Origin of the sequence: Zongyangia acetica, assembly GCF_038739695.1 — a bacterium.
GTDB classification, from domain to species: Bacteria; Bacillota; Clostridia; order Oscillospirales; family Ruminococcaceae; genus Zongyangia; species Zongyangia gallinarum.
Map to the genome: position 1 here is coordinate 1 of NZ_JBBEWN010000011.1, position 18,691 is coordinate 18,691.

Annotated in this window: 11 protein-coding genes and 1 other annotated feature; of the genes, 4 read left to right on the forward strand and 7 right to left on the reverse strand. The window is 53.9% G+C overall.

Features of this window, described 5'->3' with window-relative positions:
* The first annotated feature begins 154 nt into the window (after nt 1–154).
* Together WGC32_RS10665 and WGC32_RS10670 are read left to right on the forward strand one after the other, a co-directional pair.
* A complete protein-coding gene (locus tag WGC32_RS10665; protein WP_342681868.1) occupies nt 155–1,189 on the forward strand; it encodes an SPOR domain-containing protein in 1,035 nt (344 codons plus the stop codon).
* A gap of 12 nt (nt 1,190–1,201) precedes the next feature.
* Nucleotides 1,202–1,465, forward strand: a complete 264-nt coding sequence (locus WGC32_RS10670; protein ID WP_342681870.1) for a hypothetical protein — start codon at nt 1,202–1,204, stop codon at nt 1,463–1,465.
* Nucleotides 1,466–2,237: 772 nt separating this feature from the next.
* On the opposite strand, the gene WGC32_RS10675 is transcribed toward WGC32_RS10670, so the two are convergent.
* From WGC32_RS10675 to WGC32_RS10705, 7 genes are all read right to left on the reverse strand, one after another.
* On the reverse strand, nt 2,238–3,182 hold the full coding sequence (locus tag WGC32_RS10675) for a M14 family metallopeptidase (RefSeq protein WP_342681872.1): 945 nt from the start codon (nt 3,180–3,182) through the stop codon (nt 2,238–2,240).
* Nucleotides 3,183–3,273: 91 nt separating this feature from the next.
* Nucleotides 3,274–4,275 carry an oligopeptide/dipeptide ABC transporter ATP-binding protein gene (locus WGC32_RS10680; RefSeq protein ID WP_191510551.1) on the reverse strand — a complete coding sequence of 334 codons (1,002 nt, stop codon included), beginning with the start codon at nt 4,273–4,275 and terminating at the stop codon, nt 3,274–3,276.
* A 6-nt stretch (nt 4,276–4,281) separates the two neighbouring features.
* Nucleotides 4,282–5,277 (reverse strand): oligopeptide/dipeptide ABC transporter ATP-binding protein, encoded by a 996-nt coding sequence (locus WGC32_RS10685; protein ID WP_191481417.1) that lies wholly within the window; start codon nt 5,275–5,277, stop codon nt 4,282–4,284.
* Nucleotides 5,278–5,296: 19 nt separating this feature from the next.
* Complete coding sequence (locus WGC32_RS10690; RefSeq protein WP_342681875.1) at nt 5,297–6,196, reverse strand: ABC transporter permease; 900 nt, start codon at nt 6,194–6,196, stop codon at nt 5,297–5,299.
* A 79-nt stretch (nt 6,197–6,275) separates the two neighbouring features.
* Nucleotides 6,276–7,217, reverse strand: coding sequence for an ABC transporter permease (locus tag WGC32_RS10695; protein ID WP_342681877.1), 942 nt, complete (start codon nt 7,215–7,217; stop codon nt 6,276–6,278).
* 135 nt (nt 7,218–7,352) lie between these two features.
* On the reverse strand, nt 7,353–8,915 hold the full coding sequence (locus WGC32_RS10700; RefSeq protein WP_342681879.1) for an ABC transporter substrate-binding protein: 1,563 nt from the start codon (nt 8,913–8,915) through the stop codon (nt 7,353–7,355).
* 516 nt (nt 8,916–9,431) lie between these two features.
* On the reverse strand, nt 9,432–14,378 hold the full coding sequence (locus tag WGC32_RS10705; RefSeq protein ID WP_342681881.1) for a cadherin-like beta sandwich domain-containing protein: 4,947 nt from the start codon (nt 14,376–14,378) through the stop codon (nt 9,432–9,434).
* 334 nt (nt 14,379–14,712) lie between these two features.
* Here WGC32_RS10705 and WGC32_RS10710 point away from each other — a divergent pair, with 334 nt between their 5' ends.
* Together WGC32_RS10710 and aspS are read left to right on the forward strand one after the other, a co-directional pair.
* Nucleotides 14,713–16,131 (forward strand): MATE family efflux transporter, encoded by a 1,419-nt coding sequence (locus WGC32_RS10710; RefSeq protein ID WP_342681883.1) that lies wholly within the window; start codon nt 14,713–14,715, stop codon nt 16,129–16,131.
* Nucleotides 16,132–16,198: 67 nt separating this feature from the next.
* Nucleotides 16,199–16,452, forward strand: a binding site (T-box leader).
* Nucleotides 16,453–16,587: 135 nt separating this feature from the next.
* Entirely contained in the window at nt 16,588–18,681 is a 2,094-nt protein-coding gene (gene aspS / locus WGC32_RS10715) for an aspartate--tRNA ligase (protein ID WP_342681885.1), read from the forward strand.
* Nucleotides 18,682–18,691: the final 10 nt, after the last annotated feature.

Consider the following 18,691-nt stretch of genomic DNA (forward strand, 5'->3'; position numbering starts at 1 on the left):
AGGAAAAGAAAGCTTATGTCATTGACTGGCTGAGAAATCACGGTATTACCGTTGATGAGGAAAAGCTGGACGCCCTCATCGAAGCCGCTGTATATGAGCTGAATCAAGGGGTGATCCCCGTTGAAGGGATCGCCATAAAAGAGGAGGAAGCCAAATGAATCTGCGCACCCTTTATTTAACCAAGAATAACTGCTATAAGTCAGGAAAACGCCATACAGTCAAGGGCATCATGGTCCATTCCACCGGTGCCAATAATCCCAACCTCAAGCGTTACGTAGGCCCAGACGACGGCCTCCTAGGGGAAAACCCGTATGGCAACCACTGGAATCAGCCTACACCAGAAGGCGGAAAGCAAATCTGTTGCCATGCCTTCATCGGAAAACTGAAGGACGGCTCCATCGCTACCTACCAGACCCTGCCTTGGGATATGGTGGGTTGGCACTGTGGCAACGGTAAAAACGGCAGCGCCAATTATATGGGATATGTGGGCTTCGAAATCTGCGAGGATGGACTGACCGACGCCGGATATTTTAACAAGGTGTATCAAGAGGCAGCGGAGCTGTGCGCCTATCTGTGCAAAAAGTATGGACTGACTGAGAAAAATATCATCTGCCACAGTGAAGGGGCGGCGAAAGGGATTGCCTCCAACCACGGCGACGTGATGCACTGGTTTCCGAAGCACGGTAAGAACATGGACACTTTCCGAGCTCAGGTCAAGGCACTGCTGGCAAAGGATGACACGCAGGAAGATACAAAACCGGATGACACCCTCTACCGAGTTCAAACAGGTGCTTTCAGCAAGAAAGCCAATGCCCAGGCTATGGCGAAGCAGCTGGAGGCCAAGGGATACAGCACCTATCTGGTGCAGGTAGACGGTCTCTACAAGGTGCAGACAGGAGCCTTTTCGGTAAAAGCCAATGCGGATAAGCTCTGCTTACAATTGAAGTCCCAAGGCTTCTCCGCCTTTGTCACCACCCAGGGTGGACAAGCTGTGTCTGGTGACTCCATCCAGGTAGGAGACCGGGTGAAGGTGAAATCCGGAGCCAAGACCTACGACGGAAAGAGCCTGGCCAGCTTTGTCTATCAGAATACATACGATGTGCAGCAGCTGTCGGGAAACCGGGCGGTCATCGGTCAGAAGGGCGTAGTAACCGCTGCTGTAAACGTGAAAGACCTGATACCGGTGTAGGAGGTGGGGAAGATGGACGAACAGGACATGATCCAGGAGGCGAGAGAAAAGATCATGGAGATTGAGGCCCGTGCCAGGAGCAACACCCACCGCTTGGACGGCTTAGAAGAGTGGAAAAGCGAGGCGGAGAGGAAGCATGACGAATACGGGCAGAGGATCACCAAGACAGAGACAAATGTAGATAATCTGACCAAGTCCATGTCGGCGCTGACCAAAGCCCTATGGGGTATCGCCAGTGCCATCCTGGTAGCCTGCGTCACTTTCTTTATACGGTAATGAAAAGAGCCCTGTTCCTTCCCTCTATTGCAGAGGTGGAAACAGGGCCTTTTTTACCGCATGTTATACCGCACTTTATTATTTGAAGTATAAAATTGAATTTACAATATAGAAATAAAGATAAAAATAAAGTAAATTTATAACAATAAATAGACTTAAATTTACTTAAGTTTAGGACTAAAAAATCGGCTTAATGGGTTCAAGTCCCACCGCCCGCACCAGCTCGTCGCAAGCGACATATCGCTTGCGACGAGCTTTTTCATTTCATTGCAAAGCTCATCGCGCGCTCATTCTGCTGCTCCTCGCTTCCAAACCGCAACCGCTTTGCGCTGGGCTGCGGTTTGGGCCCGCCTCTGCGTGGCGGCAATTTTTTACACTGAGAAAATATCAATTTTAACCGTTCCGCCTACGTGGGAACGGATTGCGCTCCATCCAAAAGCCCGGTCATAGACCGGGCTTTTCTCATACCACTCCGTCATTCCTCCTTCTCCGCAAAAGGGCTCGCTCGGCTCGCCTGCTCGGCCAAAAGCGCCCTCGCGACGGCTCGCTGTCGCTACCAACCTTTTGCGGGGCCTAGGATCGTGAGCTTCCCGATCTAAGGTGACCGAGCATGTCACCAGGCAAGGGCCTGGAGCCATTTCGCCCTCCGGGCCTTTTGCTTTGTAGGGGATTGTCGCCTGCCTCCGGGAAATCGAAGCTAGCCGAATAAGCTGACAAAAGGGCTGGGAATCATATGATTCCCAGCCCTTTTATCGTAGGAACGTTTTAAATTTTAGCCCAAAGCGATAATGGGATCGCCGGCGTTAATAGCCAGAGAGCTGATAACATAAAGCATCACGCCGTCCTGAGGAGCAAAATACTCACCCAGTACATTGGCAAAGCAGTCCCGGATTTCGCCGACCTTCTGGCCTTTGGTTACCTTATCGCCAATTTTGACACAGGGATACCAGCAGCCAGTCTGTTCAGCATCTAGGCCAGCCATCCGATGCAGATATACTACGTCGCAGAGCTTTTCGGCGCCGCCTTCCAGGACGCCCAGATGCTTGAGGACATTGTAAACGCCTTTCACATAGGTCTGAACCTCTTCCTCGCTCCACAGACCGCACTGGCCAATCTCTGCCAGGAAGCCGGGAACACCCATGGTTGCGGCGCAGCCAAAGGTACCGTTGTCAGAAACAGAACCTACTACGTATTTGACGCCCAGCATAGAAGCGGCTTCTTTGGCGATATTGTTTTGCTCTTCCGAACCCAGCTCCGAATAGATAACAAAAGGAGTCAGGGATTCATGGATATCGCCGCCGTGAAGATCCATATAGAAATCTGCCTGGGCGAACAATTGGCTGGAGATGGTATAGGCGATCCGCTGGGTTACAGTCCCGGTAGCTTTACCCGGATACTCACGGTTGAGGTTTTTGCCATCGTAGGGGCCTACATATTGCATTTTCGCAAAGAAAGCGGGGGTATTGACTGGATGAACGATAGCCACACGGCCAGCTACCTGATCCGGGGTAAGGGAAGCGGCAACCCGGATGGAAGTCTCAACGCCAGGATACTCACCGCCATGGGTACCGCCAGTGATAACAACGGTTTTTCCTGGTTTAGTGCCGCAAATCAGAGTGATAGGCATTTTTACAGGAGTACCAGGAACTTCCAGGTATCCCTGTACCTTCTCGCCAGCTTTGGCGGAAAGGGTTCCAACTTTCAGTTCTTCAGACATGACGCAAAATCTCCTTTAACAGTAGTATTATGACAAAAGGTGCCGGGCGGGCGGCAGCCACACCCGGACGCGCATTTTTGTAGCAGATGTTTTATACCGGCTGGATGGGATGATGGCAAGCCACCCAATGACCGGGACAAACCTCGGCGAAATCAGGCTGTATCTTTTTGCATTCCTCTGTAGCTCTTGGACAACGAGGATGGAACCGGCAGCCGGTAGGCAGCTGGATAGGGCTGGGAGGCTCTCCTTCGATACTGTACTCCCGGGAACGGTGGGTAGGATCCAACACAGGAGCGGCTTTGAGCAAAACCTCTGTGTATGGGTGATAAGGACGTTCATAGAGCTCTTCTGTGGGAGCCAACTCAATAATTTTGCCAAGATACATAACCGCCACACGATGGGTAATCAACCGGACAACCCTCAGGTCATGGGAAATAAAGAGCATCGTCAACTCCAGATCCTTTTGCAGATCCATGAGCAGGTTGATAATCTGTGCCTGGATAGAGACGTCCAGAGCCGAAACCGGTTCGTCGGCAATGATAAAAGCGGGATCCAACGCCAAAGCCCTGGCAATGCCAATTCGCTGCCGCTGTCCACCAGAAAATTCACCGGGATACCGGTCCGCTGTATCTGCGTTCATTCCTACCATTTCCAGCAATTTGAGGACCCTCTGTTCCCTTTGTTCCGGAGGGCAGACTTTATGAACCTTCAGAGCTTCGCCCAGCGTATCCCGGACAGTCATCCGAGGGTTGAGGGAGGAGTAAGGATCTTGGAAGACCATTTGGAAACTGCGGCGCTTTTCGCGAAGCTCTTTTCCTTTGAGGGAACTGATTTCAATCCCATTGAGGACAACCTTACCAGCGTCAGGATCATACAGGCGCATAATAGTCCGAGCCAGGGTAGACTTGCCGCAGCCCGATTCCCCTACCAATCCCAGAGTTTCACCTTTAGCGATGGAAAAACTAACGTCATCTACCGCTTTGAGGGTCTGGATAGGCTTTCGAGCAATAGCGTCTAAAATCGGCCGTTTGAGCCGGAAGTACTTCTTTAAATTGGTGACCGTTAATAACGGCTGTGCTGTACTATTTTCCATGGACGGTCATCTGCCTCCTTCCACAAAGGATTTGACTTCAGAAAGCTTTTCAGGGAAGTGACACCGTGTTAAATGATCCGGTGAGATCTCGCTGAGAGCAGGCAGCTCTTCCCGGCAGCGGTCCTCAGCAAAACGGCACCGGGGCGCGAAGGGACAGCCTTGAGGCGGGTTGGCCAAGTCGGGAGGAGAACCGGGAATGGGAATCAGCCGCTCCTTCTCGTGCCCGGTGGGTAGGGAGGAGAGCAGCCCATAGGTATATGGGTGCCGCGGAGAAGAAAAGAGGGTGAGGGTATCGGCAATTTCTACCACGTGGCCGGCATACATGACGGCAACCCGGTCGCACATTTGGGCAACGACTCCCAGGTCATGGGTGATAAGCAGGATACTCATCCCTAATTTGGCCTTTAAATCATTGAGAAGATTGATGATCTGGTCTTGAATCGTCACGTCCAGAGCGGTGGTAGGCTCGTCAGCCAACAAAAGCTGGGGCTTTGCGGCCAGGGCAATAGCAATCATCGCCCTCTGGCGCATGCCGCCGCTAAATTGATGGGGATATTCCTTAATGCGGGTTTCCGGACGTGGAATTCCCACCATATGAAGTAGTTCAATGGCCCGTTCTGTCTTTTCTTTTTTTGACATCTTCTGGTCACCGAAAGCCTCGAATATCTGCTCACCAATGGTGAGCACGGGATTCAAAGCGGTCATCGGCTCCTGAAAGATCATAGCGATTTCCTTGCCGCGGATCTGGCGCATTTCCTTCTGGGAGAGGGCGGTTAGCTCCTTTCCTTTGTAGAGGATATGCCCGTCCACAATCTTGCCCGGCTTATGGATCAGCCGGAGGATAGAACGGCAGGTGGCGCTTTTCCCGCAGCCTGACTCCCCAACTAGGGCGAAGGTTTCCCCTTGGCGGATGGTAAAGCTGACATTATCCACCGCTTTGACAGTCATTTCTTTGGTAATAAAATATGTTTTTAAATTTTTAACCTCCAGGATATCGGCCATGGTCCGAGCTCCCCCTTTCTTAACGGTTTTTGGTGCGCAGCAAGTCGGCTAAGCCGTCGCCAAACAGGCTGAAGCCGGTGCCGGCAAAGATGAGTGCGAAACCGGGGCAGGCGCAGATCCACCATGCCTGGGAGATAAACGGACGTCCATCTGCGATGAGAGCGCCCCATTCCGGTGTCGGGGGCTGCACGCCTAATCCAAGGAAGGACAGGGAAGCACCGGTGAGCATACACATAACAACGTCAGAAGACGCAAAAGCGATAGCGGAGGAGAACACGTTAGGCAAAATATGCCGGATCAGAATACGCAGATCGGAATATCCAAGAAGACGGGCAGCTTGGACGTATTCACTATGTTTGACCACCATGACCTCGCTTCGGACCAGCCTGGCGTAGTCGCGCCAGCCCACCAGCCAGATGGCGATGTAAAGGTTGTTCATACTCGGCCCCATAATGCTGACGATGGCAATGACCAAGATGATGAAGGGGAAAGCCATAACCACGTCCAGAATGCGCATCAGGACACTGTCCAGCCATCCGCCATAGTAGCCGGCGATGAGGCCGATGATACTGCCGGTGATAAAGGGGACGATCATGGCCAGAACGCCGATGGTTAGGTCAATGCGGGTGCCCCATACCACACGGGCGAACACATCACGCCCGTAGTTGTCAGTGCCGAAGAGATGCTCTGCCGAAGGGGGCTGGAGCATAGCGGTGGTATCGGAAGCGTTAGGGTCATAGGAAGTTAAAAACTGGGGAAAAAGGGCAAAGATCACCACCACCAGGATGATCAGCAGGCCGATGTTGAGCGTCATGCTCCGGCGCCACCAGGGAGCCTTTTTGCGGGCGATCAGGGCACCGCCCTCCTGGGCGGCGTTGACCACCTTCCGCTGTTCGTCCATTCCCTCAAGCTTTGCCATGCCCATCCCCTCCTTTCTTAAAGCGATGTAAAGTGAGCCTTTGAGGGGCCAGGTTATATTGCGTCATCCTTGCGCCCTCCTATTCTAGTTCTACCCGCGGATCCAAGAGCGAGTAGGAAATATCGGTGATCAAGTTTACAATGAGCACCAGCGCGGCGAAGATCACCACCACCGATTGAACCACAGCGTAGTCCCGGCGGAAGATGGCCTCTACCAGCAGCGCGCCGACACCGGGCAGGCCGAAGGCCGTCTCGATAACCACAGTATAGCCCAACAGGTTGACGATCCGCAGGGCCAGCAGGGTCACCGTAGAGATCAAGGCGTTTTTGACAATGTGGCGGGAGCGGACCCGGCCTTCAGAGATACCCTTGCTGCGGGCAAAGTCTACGAAGTCCATTCCCATTACATTGGCCACATTCCCACGGAGATTTTTAATCATCAGGGTGCAGACCCCCAGCGCGCCGGTGATGGACGGCAGGATGAGACAGCGCACATGGTCTAAGAAGGTGACGCCCCATCCGGAGATAGGCACCCAGCCCAGCTGCAGCCCAAAGAGGAGCAGCAGCAATATGCCGATCCAGAACTGGGGCATAGAGAGGGCCACCAGGGAAAGGACGCGGATGATATTGTCCCCTATGCCGTTTTTATGCCGTCCGCAGTAGTAGCCCAGCGGGAAGCTGATGAGGACGACAAACAGGGCGGTCATCAGCGCCAAGGAAACGGTCACGATCATCCGGCTTCCCAGCAGGTCGCTGACGGGGATGGAATACTGGATAGATTCCCCCAGGTTACCGGTGACCAGATCCCGCAAAAAGATGCCGTATTGCACGATGTAAGGCTTGTCCAGCCCCATTTCCACTTCCTTGGCGGCGACCATCTCGGGGGTAGCCTTTTCACCCAGCATAATCTGCGCAGGATTGCCGGGGATCAGGCGCATCATTACAAATACCAAGATGGTGACGCACAGCAGAACGGGGATCATCTGCAACAGGCGCTTTATTGCATAATTGAGTTGCTGCATAGCATTCACCTGTCCTCAATGAAAATAGCGGTAGGGGCTTCCCGCCCTTTTGGTGGGAAAGCCCCTTTGCCGCTGAAAAACGGAGGGAAAGGGGAAAGTCCCCTCCCCCTCCGATTCAAATTGCGTTGTTTGGGTTTATTTGGTGGTCTCCTGGAAGCGGTAAGCGCCCAGAGGAGTCTGGATAAAGTTCTCTACATTGCTGCGGTAGGCAACAGGGTAGGGAATATAGAACATGCTGAAGAAGGGCAGCTCGTCGGCCATCATCTGCTGGATCTCATAATAGAGCTCCTGGCGTTTTTCGGGGTCAAGCTCGGTTTTGGCCTCGTTGACCACAGCCTCCACCTCTTCGTTCTGCCAGCCGCTCATCAGGCACATGGCGTTGTCATAGATGCAGCTGTAATCCGCCTGCTGGGAAGGATCGGCCATATCGTTGGTCCAGGGCCGGATCTGCAGATCCAGGGTCAGGTTGTTCATCCGCTCGTTGATGGTGCCCTTTTCCAGGGTTTCCAGGTTCAGGGTGATGCCAACCTCAGCCCACTGCTCCTTGAGCAGGGTACCCATGGTGGCGTGGATGGTGTTGCCGGAATCCAGGGCCAGGGTGATTTCAAAGCCGTCGCCATAGCCAGCCTCGGTCAGAAGCTCTTTGGCGCCTTCGGGATCATACTCAGGATAGTCCACGTTTTCATTCCAATACATGCCGTTGATGGACATGAAGGAGGTAGCAAGCTCGCCGTAGCCGTAGAGGGCCACATCCATCAGCTCCTGCCGGTCGGTGGCCATGGCCAGGGCGCGGCGGACGCGGGCGTCGTTAAGGGGTTCGATGGTGTTGTTAAAGATCATGTTGCGGACCTCGGTGGAAGGCAGGCCGACAGCGACGATGTCGGGGTCAGCATCCAATTCTTCCATCCGGTTCCAGGGGACGAAGGTAATGGCGTCCACCTGGCCAGCCTGCAGCTGCATGACGCGGGAGTTATCGTCAGGGACGACGGTGAATTTTACACTGTCCAGTTTGGGTTCGTCGGGATTCCAGTAGTTGGTGTTTTTCTCTAAGAGGACATATTCGCCCTTCTGCCACTCGGCGAAATAGAAGGGGCCGGTTCCCATCGGAGCCTGGGTGTAAGCTTCCTCGCCCACCTCTTCATAATAGGCTTTGGACTGGACGGAAGCGTTGAACATGGCAAGGTCAGCCAGGATGGGAGCCCAGGGCTCGGTCAGGGTGATCACCAGGGTGTTCTCATCGGGAGCTTCCACCGACTCGATGGCTTCCATGGCAAAAGCCCAAGCAGAGGACTCGGTGTCCCGGGCCCGCTCAATGGACCAGATCCAGTCCTCGGTGGTGACTTCAGTGCCGTTGGCGAATTTAACGCCGGGTTTCAGATGGAAGGTGTACTGGGTGCCTTCAGGGTTGATGTCCCAGCTTTCCGCCAGCCAGGGCTCAATGCTCTTGCCGTCGTCGCTGGCCCGGACAAGGCCTTCCATGGTCAGGCCGAACAGCCAGATATTGACGTTGCCGTCCTGGGTGACAGGATCCAGGTTGTCAGAATCCTCGGGACGGGCAATGACCAGCTGGTTGGGATCGGTGGTAGCAGCCTGGCTGCCGCCGCTTGTGTCGCCGCCGCTGCTGGAGCATCCGGTGACTGAGAATACCATTGCAACTGCCATCAGAAGGACAATTGCCCTTTTCAGAAATTTTTTCATACTCTCTACTTCATTCCTTTCCTCGCGGTTAAATGAAATATCCCCCGCCGAAATTGGCGCAGTGACAGCCGGGTATCTTCCGACTACACCAAAAAATGGTGCTACAAAGCCAATCAATGCAGCACCATTGCTGTGCATTATTATAGCATTCTGCATGGGACAAGTTACAAAATTTTTAATCTGCTAACTGTTTAAAGAAGTGTGGCAAATTCCTAAGATTTAGGAAAAACATCTAAGGAAAGCGGGAAAATGTATTTCTTATAAGGGTGTTTTCAGAAAAATTGTACTGCCAGAGAAAACAGAAATGAATTTTCTTACCCAAAAAATTTCATTTTTATTTTGAAGAAATTTTTATTATTTAAAGCAGCCGAGAGTATATTTCCCTATGAAAGAAGAGCTTTTATCCTCTTTAGGGGAAGAAAATCCCCAGGTGAATACTTATCCGATAAAAACTTTTAAGATAGAAAAGGCGGACGACTACATGTCATCCGCCTTGAAGCAAAGGATATACGGGTTTTATTTTCTCTTGCGGGAGAGAACTACCGCAGCGCCTGCGCTCAGGGCCAGGACTGCCAGCGCTCCAGCTACCATGCTGCTGTCTCCGGAAGCGGGGTTCTCTTTCTCTCCGGAACCAGTGCCGCCGGTGGAATCATTTCCACTGCCTTCCGGCCATTCCCAGTCATTGCCGCCTACTTGATCTTCGTCAGAGCCAGGAATGCTGGGCTTGTCGGTGCCAGGTGTGGGTTCTGGCTCGGTCACCGCTTCCTCTTCCCGTGTCACTATAATCACATATTCGCTCTCTTCACCCTCTAGGCTCAGGGTGACTACAATCTCGTTTTCTCCTACCTGCAGCGGAATCTCTTCAGAGTAGAAGCCGCTCTCCAGCGCCTCTTCTCCCAGCATGGCTGTAATGCCATCGGCAAAGAAGGCTTTCACCTGTACACCCTCTACCTCGTTTCCTACGGCAGCGGTGTAAGAGAAGGTGTCTTTGTCAAAGGCGGGAGTAAGAGTTCCTTCAGACAGCTCCAGGCCATCCAGGAGAGGTTTCTCGCCTACAGGAGGCTGTTCTTCCTCTTCTCTTGTGACAGTGATGGTGTAGGTCTTATCCCCTGCTACCACGGTGATGGTATTAGGTCCAACCTCCAGGGCAATATCCTCGGAGTAGGAGCCAGATGCGACGTCCTTGCCGTTGACGGTGACAGCGGTGTCGCCGGTGTAGGTGGGCATGACCTTGACAGAGGAGACGGAGTTTGCCACGGTGGCGGTGTAGGAGAGGGTGTCCTTGTCAAAGGCAGGGGTCAAGGCGCCGGTGGAGAGTTCCAGGCCGCTCAGCTCGGTGGGAATGGGCTCCGGAGCTTCTCTCGTGACGGTGATGGTGTAGGTTTTCTCTCCCGCTACCACGGTGATGGTATTGGTGCCAACCTCCAGGGCGATGTCCTCGGAGTAGGAGCCGGAAGCGACGTCCTTGCCGTTGACGGTAACAGCGGTATCACCGGTGTAGGTGGGCATGACCTTGACAGAGGAGACGGAGTTTGCCACGGTGGCGGTGTAGGAGAGAGTATCCTTGTCAAAGGCAGGATCCAAGGTGCCGTTGGAGAGCTCCAGATTGTTCAGCTCGGTGGGAACGGGCGCTGGTTCCTTCCAGGCAGAGTTCATGGAATAGATGTTGAGGCTATCCACAGTGACATTGCCGCCATTTGTGAAGAATTCCATGCCGTTGCTGGAGGCATCGGGGAAGAACAGGGTACTAACCGCCGCCTGTCCATCGTTGCCGAAGGCTTCGATCACAGAAGTGTCTACCAAAATCCGCAGTTTCACCTTCCCATTTTCCATAGGAGCCATGGCGATGGGGCAGATACCGCCGGTGGCCGGTCCTCCCTGGCTCTTATCCACCACCATCTGGCCGTTTTCCACATCATATTTGACGACCGTCTGCTGGCCGTTGCCTTTGCGCAGGACAAAGCCAAACTCGGTGACGTTGTCATCCAAGGTGAACTCGCCTTCGATATCATAATAGATGCCGGTAACTCCCTCTAGTATATTAGGGGAATCTGGGGCGACAGAATTGTTTTCTGTCTCATAGAGGATGCCGGAACGGAGGGTATCCACCTCCTCCACGGGATAGGTGATCAGGCGCATCTGGCCGTCCACCGTTTTGAGCTGGGTTTCCAGAGGCAGGGACTGGGCGCCATTCCAGCACTTTTCTGTGCCCAGGGAGGCCGCGCTGCTGTCAATGAGCCAGCTGACCGAGATCCGGCGGCCCTTGGCGTCGTTAAAGTAGGTGGTGGTAGCATAGTTCTGATCGGTAGAGGTGGCGCTGGAACCTCTGGAATCACCATTGTAGATGAGCTCATCGGTCTCCGCTCTAAAGTGGAGCTTGCCGTCGCTGTCCTTGGTCATATTGCCGACCACATAGAAAACGCCGCCGGCATTGATTACCCATTTCACATTGCCTTGATCGCCGTCTAAAGGCAGCGGGTAGATGTCGGGACATTCGGTCTCCATGGTGTTGCCGTCCTTGTCCAGGGCGGAGCTATTGTAGGTCCAGTGGAGCAGGTCATTGGAGGTGTAGAGTTTGCAGTCGGTGCCTTGGCCACCGGTAATGGCCAGCCATACGCCGCCATTTTCCATGGCCGCGTCTTCATACCAAACCACCTTGGGGTCAAAGGAGCCGGGTACGTCGGGGGTGTCTACCTTGTTGAGGGTATATCCGCCGTCGGTGGAATAGGCCACCCGCAGCCCGTTGTAGAAAAAGACCATCCGGGCTTCCGGCGGGACAGATTCGTCAAAGAGGCCGGAAGAGTTGTTGTAGTCGATGACGCCGCCGCCGGAGGCAATGCTGCCGGAAAGGACAATGCCGTAATCGGTCCAGTGGATCAGGTCTTTAGAAACGGCGTGACCCCAATGAGGAGTACCCCAATCCAGAGATTCGGGATTGTACTGATAGTACATGTGGTATTCCCCGGTGGCCGCGTTATAGGTCAGCCCATTGGGGTCGTTCATCCACATGGTCTGGGGGGTGAAGTGGAATTGAGGACGATAATCTCCCTCATAGATGGTCTCCTCATCCACCTCACGGTAGATGGTAATATCGATGGGCAGGCTCAATTTGGTCTCATCATCAGAAACCACCAGCTTGATGACGTTTTTACCTACCCGCAGGGGGATGTCGGCAGACTCGACACCGCTTTGGATCACGGAGTTATTGAGCTTCAGCTCAAAGCGGTCCTTTGCCTCCGCCTTGACCTTGATGGAGGAGACGGTATTCTCCACCGTTGCGGTGTAAGCGGTGGTGGCAGGATCAAAGGGCTGGTCCAGGGTAGCGCCGATGACCTCCAGGGAGGTCAGTTGGGGGATATCCTCCGCCAGATAATAGTACAGGTTGTCAAAGGTAGTGTCGGAACCAAAGGTCATAACGCCGATGGTGCCGCCGTTAAAATCGGGATCATTCCAGGTGCCGATGAGGACGCCGTCCAGATAATAGCTGAAAGCGTTGTTGATGCACTCAATGCGCAGATGATAGTCCTGCGCGGCGATCTGGTCAGCGGTGAGAGTGCCGCTGATGCCCCAGACATCGGTGCCGTTGTTTTTAAACAGACGGGTGCTGGAGCCGTAATACTTGTCAATATTGGCGCAGATCCAGGTTTCGTAGGGATTGGCTGGATTCTGGGCAATGACCAGGCCAGCACCACCCTTGGGGTTGTCAATGTGCAGATCTCCTTCCAGGATGAAGGAAGCTCCTTCAGGGATAACCACGTCGGAGAAGGAGAATACATTGCCGCCGTTGTCGTCGTTGTCTCCACGGTAGCCTTTGTTGGTGATGGACCAGGTCCCCTCTTCTTTGAAGCCGGTCAAGTTGGTGTTGAAGTTAGGCTCCTGGCTTTCCTGGAAGGTAACATTTTCGAAGGTAGCGGCGCCATTGTAGGAGCAAAGCCCTAAATAACCGCCGGCATAGTTTTCGTAGGTGGTTTCCACCACCGGGGTGGCAGCGTCATTGACATAGACCCGGATGATATTGCCCGGGCTTACCGTCAGTTTCAGATGGATGGGATTGTCCCGGGTGCCCGGCTCCAGGATGCCGTCCGAATCCAGAAGGTCCAGATTGGGCACATTGAAGACTCTGGCCTTGCCGTTTTCGTGGTAGTTATTGATCTGCAGGGCGCACCAGTCAGCGCCGGGATTGCCCCGGTTGGGGACGCCAAAGAGGAAGCCGGCCGCCTCGCAGCCCTCTTCCAGGGTTACGTCCGCCTCCATGGTGAAGTATTTGCCCTGGGTGGTGGACATGACAAAGTTGTTGCCGCCGGTGTTATTCAGCTTGATCGGATCGGTTCCCTCGCCGCCTTCAAAGCTGCCGCCGGTCCAGCCGGTAAGAGCGTTGCCGGTATCCTCCCGGTCGCTGTAGGTAATGTTGACGTTCTGGAAGGTGGTGTCGGAATTGAAGGTCATCAGGGACACGGTACCGCCGGTAAAGGTATCGTTGGGATAAGAGTCTACCAGGGTATCGTTGAGATAATAGCGAAAGACGCCGTCGGTGTACTCAATGCGAAGGGTATAGTCTTTGGCCGCTGTTTCTTCCGCAGTCAGGTTTCTGCCGATGCTCCAAAAATCGCCGCCGGGGTACCGGTTTTTAAAGAAACGGGTGGTATTGCCATACATCTTGTCAATATTGGCGCAGTACCAGGTTTCATTGGGATTGGCGGTGTTGGGGACAATGGCGATGCCGGCGCCGCCGCCCCCTTCGGGCACCTCAATGTGCAGTTTGCCTTCCAGCACAAAGTTTTTGCCGGTGGGGATGACCTCGTCGGAATAGGCGTAGGTGTTGCCCATGGCGGGGTTATTGGCACGGTAGCCGCTGTCGGTGACGGTCCAGTCACCGCCGGCCGCGTACCAGCCGGAAATGTTAGTGGAAAAACCGATCTGGGCCTCTTCTGTGTAGGTGATGTTTTCAAATACAGCGTCACCCCTCCAGGAGCAAAGCCCCAGATAACCGCCGGTATAGCCGTCATACTGGGCGGAGAGGGTGGGGGTATCGCTGTTGTTCAAAAAGACCCGCAGGTTGCCGGCGGCATCCATGGAAACCTTGATATGGACCTTCTGCTGCTGCACAGAAGGATCGATGGACACCGCGGTATCCAGCTTGTCCAGGTTGGGCACGTGGAAAGCGCGTACCCGGCTGGCCTCCACATGGAGGGCGCCCCAGGAAGAGCCGGGGTTTTCTTTGTCCTCCACGGCGAACATGAGTCCTGCCGCGTCGCCGGAGACCATGGTCATATCCGCCTCCATGGTGAACGCGGTGACACGGGTATCAGAGACGACAAAGTTGTTGTCCCCGGTACTTGTCAGGGTTACCTTGCCGTTTTCCTCCTGAAAGTTGTTATGGGGGCTGGTCCATCCGCCTAATGGCAGGGACTCTGCCGCCAAGACAGGAATCTGGGTCAGCAGGGTGGATAGGATCATGGCCATAGCCAAAGCCAGCGAAAGCAGGCGGCTGGGCCATCGTTATAATAAATGTAGCGATATTTATCAATAATTAAAGATAATTTAGAATAAATTTTATGCGGAACTTACTGATTTTCAATGTTTTTTTCAGAGATAGAAAAAATCAACATCAAGGATAAAAATGCAGAAAATGAAACTGCAAGATTCAAGCAATCTGTCTAAATAGAGAGATTGTTTCTGTGAAAGCTTACAAAGTAAAATGCACTGAAACACGGGAATTTTAGAGCTTTTTGAGAACTTTCAAAAGGGTATTGCGGCCGGAAATCTTTGTGATATAATGGGCGAGGATTTGCAGGAAATGTACTTTAGAAATTCACGGAAGAAGGCGGCCTTTATGATTGCCTATCAGGATTCAACCAAACAGGTATTTAAGATGTCGGTGCCCATCTTTGTGGAGCTGCTTTTGCAGCTTCTTGTGGGCAATGTGGACCAATTTATGGTCAGCCACTATTCACAAAACTCGGTGGCCGCCATCGGAAACGCCAACCAGGTGATGAATATTGTCATCATTGTCCTCAATGTGATGAGCGTTGCTACCACCATTTTGCTCTCCCAATATTTAGGTGCGGACAATCGCCGCAAAATCGGCGAGGTCTGCAATATATCGGTGCTGATTATCGCGGTGGCAAGCCTTGTTACCACAGCTGCCATCGTCATACTGCACCGCCAGATTTTTGTTTGGATGCAGATTCCGGAAGAGATCATCGGAGAAGCCAGCAGCTATCTGCTCATTGTGGGCAGCTGTATCCTCATCCAGGGCCTTTATATGACATTTGCAGCCATTTTGCGCTCCTTTGCCATGCTGGGACATGTGATGATGGTATCACTCATCATGAACCTGCTCAATATTGTGGGCAACGCCATCCTCATCAACGGACTTTTGGGCGCCCCCCGTCTTGGCATTGTAGGGGCGGCCATTTCCACCGATATCAGCAAGTTCATTGGTCTGGTCATCGTCTTTTTCCTTTTCCTGAAAAAAACGGGAATTGGGATTTCTCCCGTTTATTTTCGTCCTTTTCCCAAGGATACGGCTAAAAAGCTGCTCTTTATTGGACTGCCCTCCTGCGGGGAGGAGCTTTCTTATAACCTGTCTCAGATTGTAATCCTGGGGTTGATCAACATTTTTGGTACGACGGTCATCGCCACCAAGGTTTATTGCAGTATGCTGGCCAATGTGGCCTATGTTTACACCACGGCCATTGCCCAGGCCACCCAAATCGCTTTGGGCTACCTCATCGGAGCAGGACAGCTGGATCGGGTGAGCTATCGGGTGAAACGAACCCTGGGGATATCTATTTTGGTATCCCTCTCTCTGATCCTGGTCATCTTCCTTGGAAGTGATTGGATCTTTTCCCTCTTTACCGATGACCCGGCAGTCCATGCCCTAGGCAGGGAAATCATTCTGGTAGAATTTCTCTTAGAGCTTGGCCGGGCGGTCAACATCGTCATGAGCCGGTGTCTGGTAGCCGCTGGAGATGTGAAGGTGCCGGTGGCGGTAGGCGTCATCTTTATGTGGAGTGTAGCTGTCGCCCTAGGCTATCTCTTCGGCATTGTTTTAGGATACGGTTTGGTGGGCATCTGGATTGCCATGGCCCTGGATGAATGTGTCAGAGCGGTGGTATTCCTGGTCCGGTTCCGTACCGGAAAATGGAGGGAAAAGCTGATGGTCAATGCCCCCGCTGACCAGCCAAAACCGGCGGGAGAACCGGTCCTTTGATGCAAAAATTCTGTAAAAATTCTTGACATTCCGGATTTTCGGGATATAATAAAGAAAAATTACCACATCAAAAGCGATGATGGGAAGAGTATTTTGGAATGGTAGCCACAGAGAGCCGGGGAGGGTGGAAGCCCGGCGCGGATTTCCAGAAGAAGAACATCCCGGAGCTGCTGGCCGAAAGCAAAAGCGAGTAGATCCAGCCGCAGGCGGAGCGTTACAGCCGCTGGGCATAGGAGCAAGGACCTGTGCCGAAAGGGAACTGCAAAGGCGCAGTTCAAACTGGGTGGCACCACGGGAAGTCAAAGGCTTTTCGTCCCTTTTTCGGGGACGAAAAGCCTTTTTTATTTGAAGCAAGCTTATGGCTGTCCCATTGATTTTGCGATCACTGTGGAGGCTCAGCCAAAACAGAGACACACCGGCCCTGGGATGGGCCAATGGATAAAGGGGGTCAATCGGATGAAAAGAACAGGTTATTGCGGCGCATTCCGGGAGGAAAGCGTAGGCCAGACGGTGACAGCCATGGGCTGGGTTCAGTCCAAACGGGATATGGGCGGTGTCATCTTCATCGATCTCAGGGATAGGGAAGGCACCCTCCAGGTGGTTTTTAACGCCGCCAATCTTTCGCCGGAGGAATTTGCCCTGGCGGAGGGACTCAAAAATGAATCGGTTATCGCCGTCCAGGGGCCGCTGTGTATCAGGGATGAGGAAACCTACAACCCCCGCATCCCCACCGGCACCATTGAATTGCGGGCCCGGAAGCTGGAGCTTCTCTCCAGCGCAAGGCCCCTGCCCTTCCCCATAGAGGAAGGGGGCAGTGTCCGGGAAGAGGTGCGGCTCAGATACCGGTATCTGGACATCCGGCGGCCGAATATGCTTCGCAACCTGCGGTTTCGCCATAAGCTTCAGGGGATCACAGAGCGCTATCTGGACGATATGGGCTTTATCGCGGTGGAAACCCCCATCCTCACCAAGTCCACGCCGGAGGGAGCCCGGGACTACCTGGTGCCCAGCCGGGTCCATCCGGGGGAGTTTTACGCTCTGCCCCAGTCCCCCCAGATTTTTAAGCAGCTTTTGATGGTGGGCGGTGTGGACCGATACTACCAGGTGGCCCGGTGCTTCCGGGATGAGGACCTGCGGGCCGACCGGCAGCCGGAATTTACCCAGGTGGACATGGAGATGTCCTTTGTGGATCAGGAGGACATCCTGGAGCATCTGGAAAGGCTTTTTAAACATATTTTCCGCCAGATGATGGGGCGGGAAATTGAGGGGCCATTCCCGCGGATGACCTGGCAGGAAGCCATGGACCGCTATGGTTCCGACAAGCCGGACCTGCGGTTTGATCTGCCCATTGTGGATCTGACCGACATTGCCAGGTCCTGCGGGTTTTCGGTGTTTCGAAAGGTGGCCGACGCTGGCGGCGTGGTGCGGGCGATTAATGTCAAGGGCTGCGCCGATTTTACCCGCACCCAGATTGAGGATCTCACCCGCAAGGCCCAGAGCTATGGCGCCGGCGGCATGGCTTGGATTGCCCAAAAGCCCGATGGTTCCCTCTATTCCATTCTGACAAAATACTTTACCAAAGAGGAGATGGATGCCATCCTGGCAAGGGTGGACGCTAAGCCCGGCGACTTTATCCTCTTTGGAGCCGGGACCCTTGCCAAGGTGCGGGACACCCTGGGACGGCTTCGGCTGGATTTGGGGGAGATGCTGGGTCTGCGGCGGAAGGATGACTTCCGGTTTCTCATGGTCACCGACTTCCCTCAGTTTGAGTATTCGGAGGAAGAAGGCCGGTTTGTGGCCACCCATCACCCCTTCACCATGCCCTATCCTGAGGATGTGCCCTATCTGCTGACCGATCCAGGCCGGGTTCGGGCCCAGGCTTATGACGTGGTGTTAAACGGTGTGGAGCTGGGTTCCGGCAGCATCCGTATCCATGACGACCAGATTCAGCAGAAGATGTTTGAGGCATTGGGCTTTACCGACGAAGAAATTGAAAACCGGTTTGGCTTTATGGTCCACGCCTTCCAGTACGGTACTCCGCCCCACGGCGGCTTCGCCTTTGGATTAGACCGGCTGGCCATGCTGCTGTTGGGGGAGGACTCCCTGCGGCAGGTCATCGCTTTCCCCAAGGTCAAGGACGCCTCCTGTCCCTTGACAGGGGCGCCGGGAATGGTGGACGATGAGCAGCTGGAGGTCCTTCACCTGGGCGTTGGGGAGGCCCAGCGACGCAGGGCGGACAAAGGCGCCGGAGGCTCCCGGAGGAAAACCGTGGACATTGATGTGGACAATGTGGCCGATTTATCCAAGCTCACCTTGAGCCCGGAGGAGAAAAAGGCCATGAAGCAGGAGCTTTCGGCCATCATCGCCTTTGCCGATCAGCTTTCCGCCCTGGATACCGAGGGGGTGGAGCCCACCGCCCATGTGCTTCCTATGAAAAATGTGTTCCGGGAGGATGTGGTGGTTCCCAGCTTTGACCGGGATTCGCTGCTGCAAAATACACCAACCGCGCAGGATGGCTATATTTATGTGCCCAAAGTGGTGGAAGAGTAAGGGGGGAGAA

Coding starts and splice junctions, on each gene's coding strand:
- WGC32_RS10670 (WP_342681870.1), top strand. CDS start 1,202: ATGGACGAACAGGACATGATCCAGGAGGCGAGAGAAAAGATCATGGAG.
- WGC32_RS10675 (WP_342681872.1), bottom strand. CDS start 3,182: ATGTCTGAAGAACTGAAAGTTGGAACCCTTTCCGCCAAAGCTGGCGAG.
- aspS (WP_342681885.1), top strand. CDS start 16,588: ATGAAAAGAACAGGTTATTGCGGCGCATTCCGGGAGGAAAGCGTAGGC.
- WGC32_RS10680 (WP_191510551.1), bottom strand. CDS start 4,275: ATGGAAAATAGTACAGCACAGCCGTTATTAACGGTCACCAATTTAAAG.
- WGC32_RS10690 (WP_342681875.1), bottom strand. CDS start 6,196: ATGGCAAAGCTTGAGGGAATGGACGAACAGCGGAAGGTGGTCAACGCC.
- WGC32_RS10695 (WP_342681877.1), bottom strand. CDS start 7,217: ATGCAGCAACTCAATTATGCAATAAAGCGCCTGTTGCAGATGATCCCC.
- WGC32_RS10705 (WP_342681881.1), bottom strand. CDS start 14,378: ATGGCCATGATCCTATCCACCCTGCTGACCCAGATTCCTGTCTTGGCG.
- WGC32_RS10700 (WP_342681879.1), bottom strand. CDS start 8,915: ATGAAAAAATTTCTGAAAAGGGCAATTGTCCTTCTGATGGCAGTTGCA.
- WGC32_RS10710 (WP_342681883.1), top strand. CDS start 14,713: ATGTACTTTAGAAATTCACGGAAGAAGGCGGCCTTTATGATTGCCTAT.
- WGC32_RS10685 (WP_191481417.1), bottom strand. CDS start 5,277: ATGGCCGATATCCTGGAGGTTAAAAATTTAAAAACATATTTTATTACC.
- WGC32_RS10665 (WP_342681868.1), top strand. CDS start 155: ATGAATCTGCGCACCCTTTATTTAACCAAGAATAACTGCTATAAGTCA.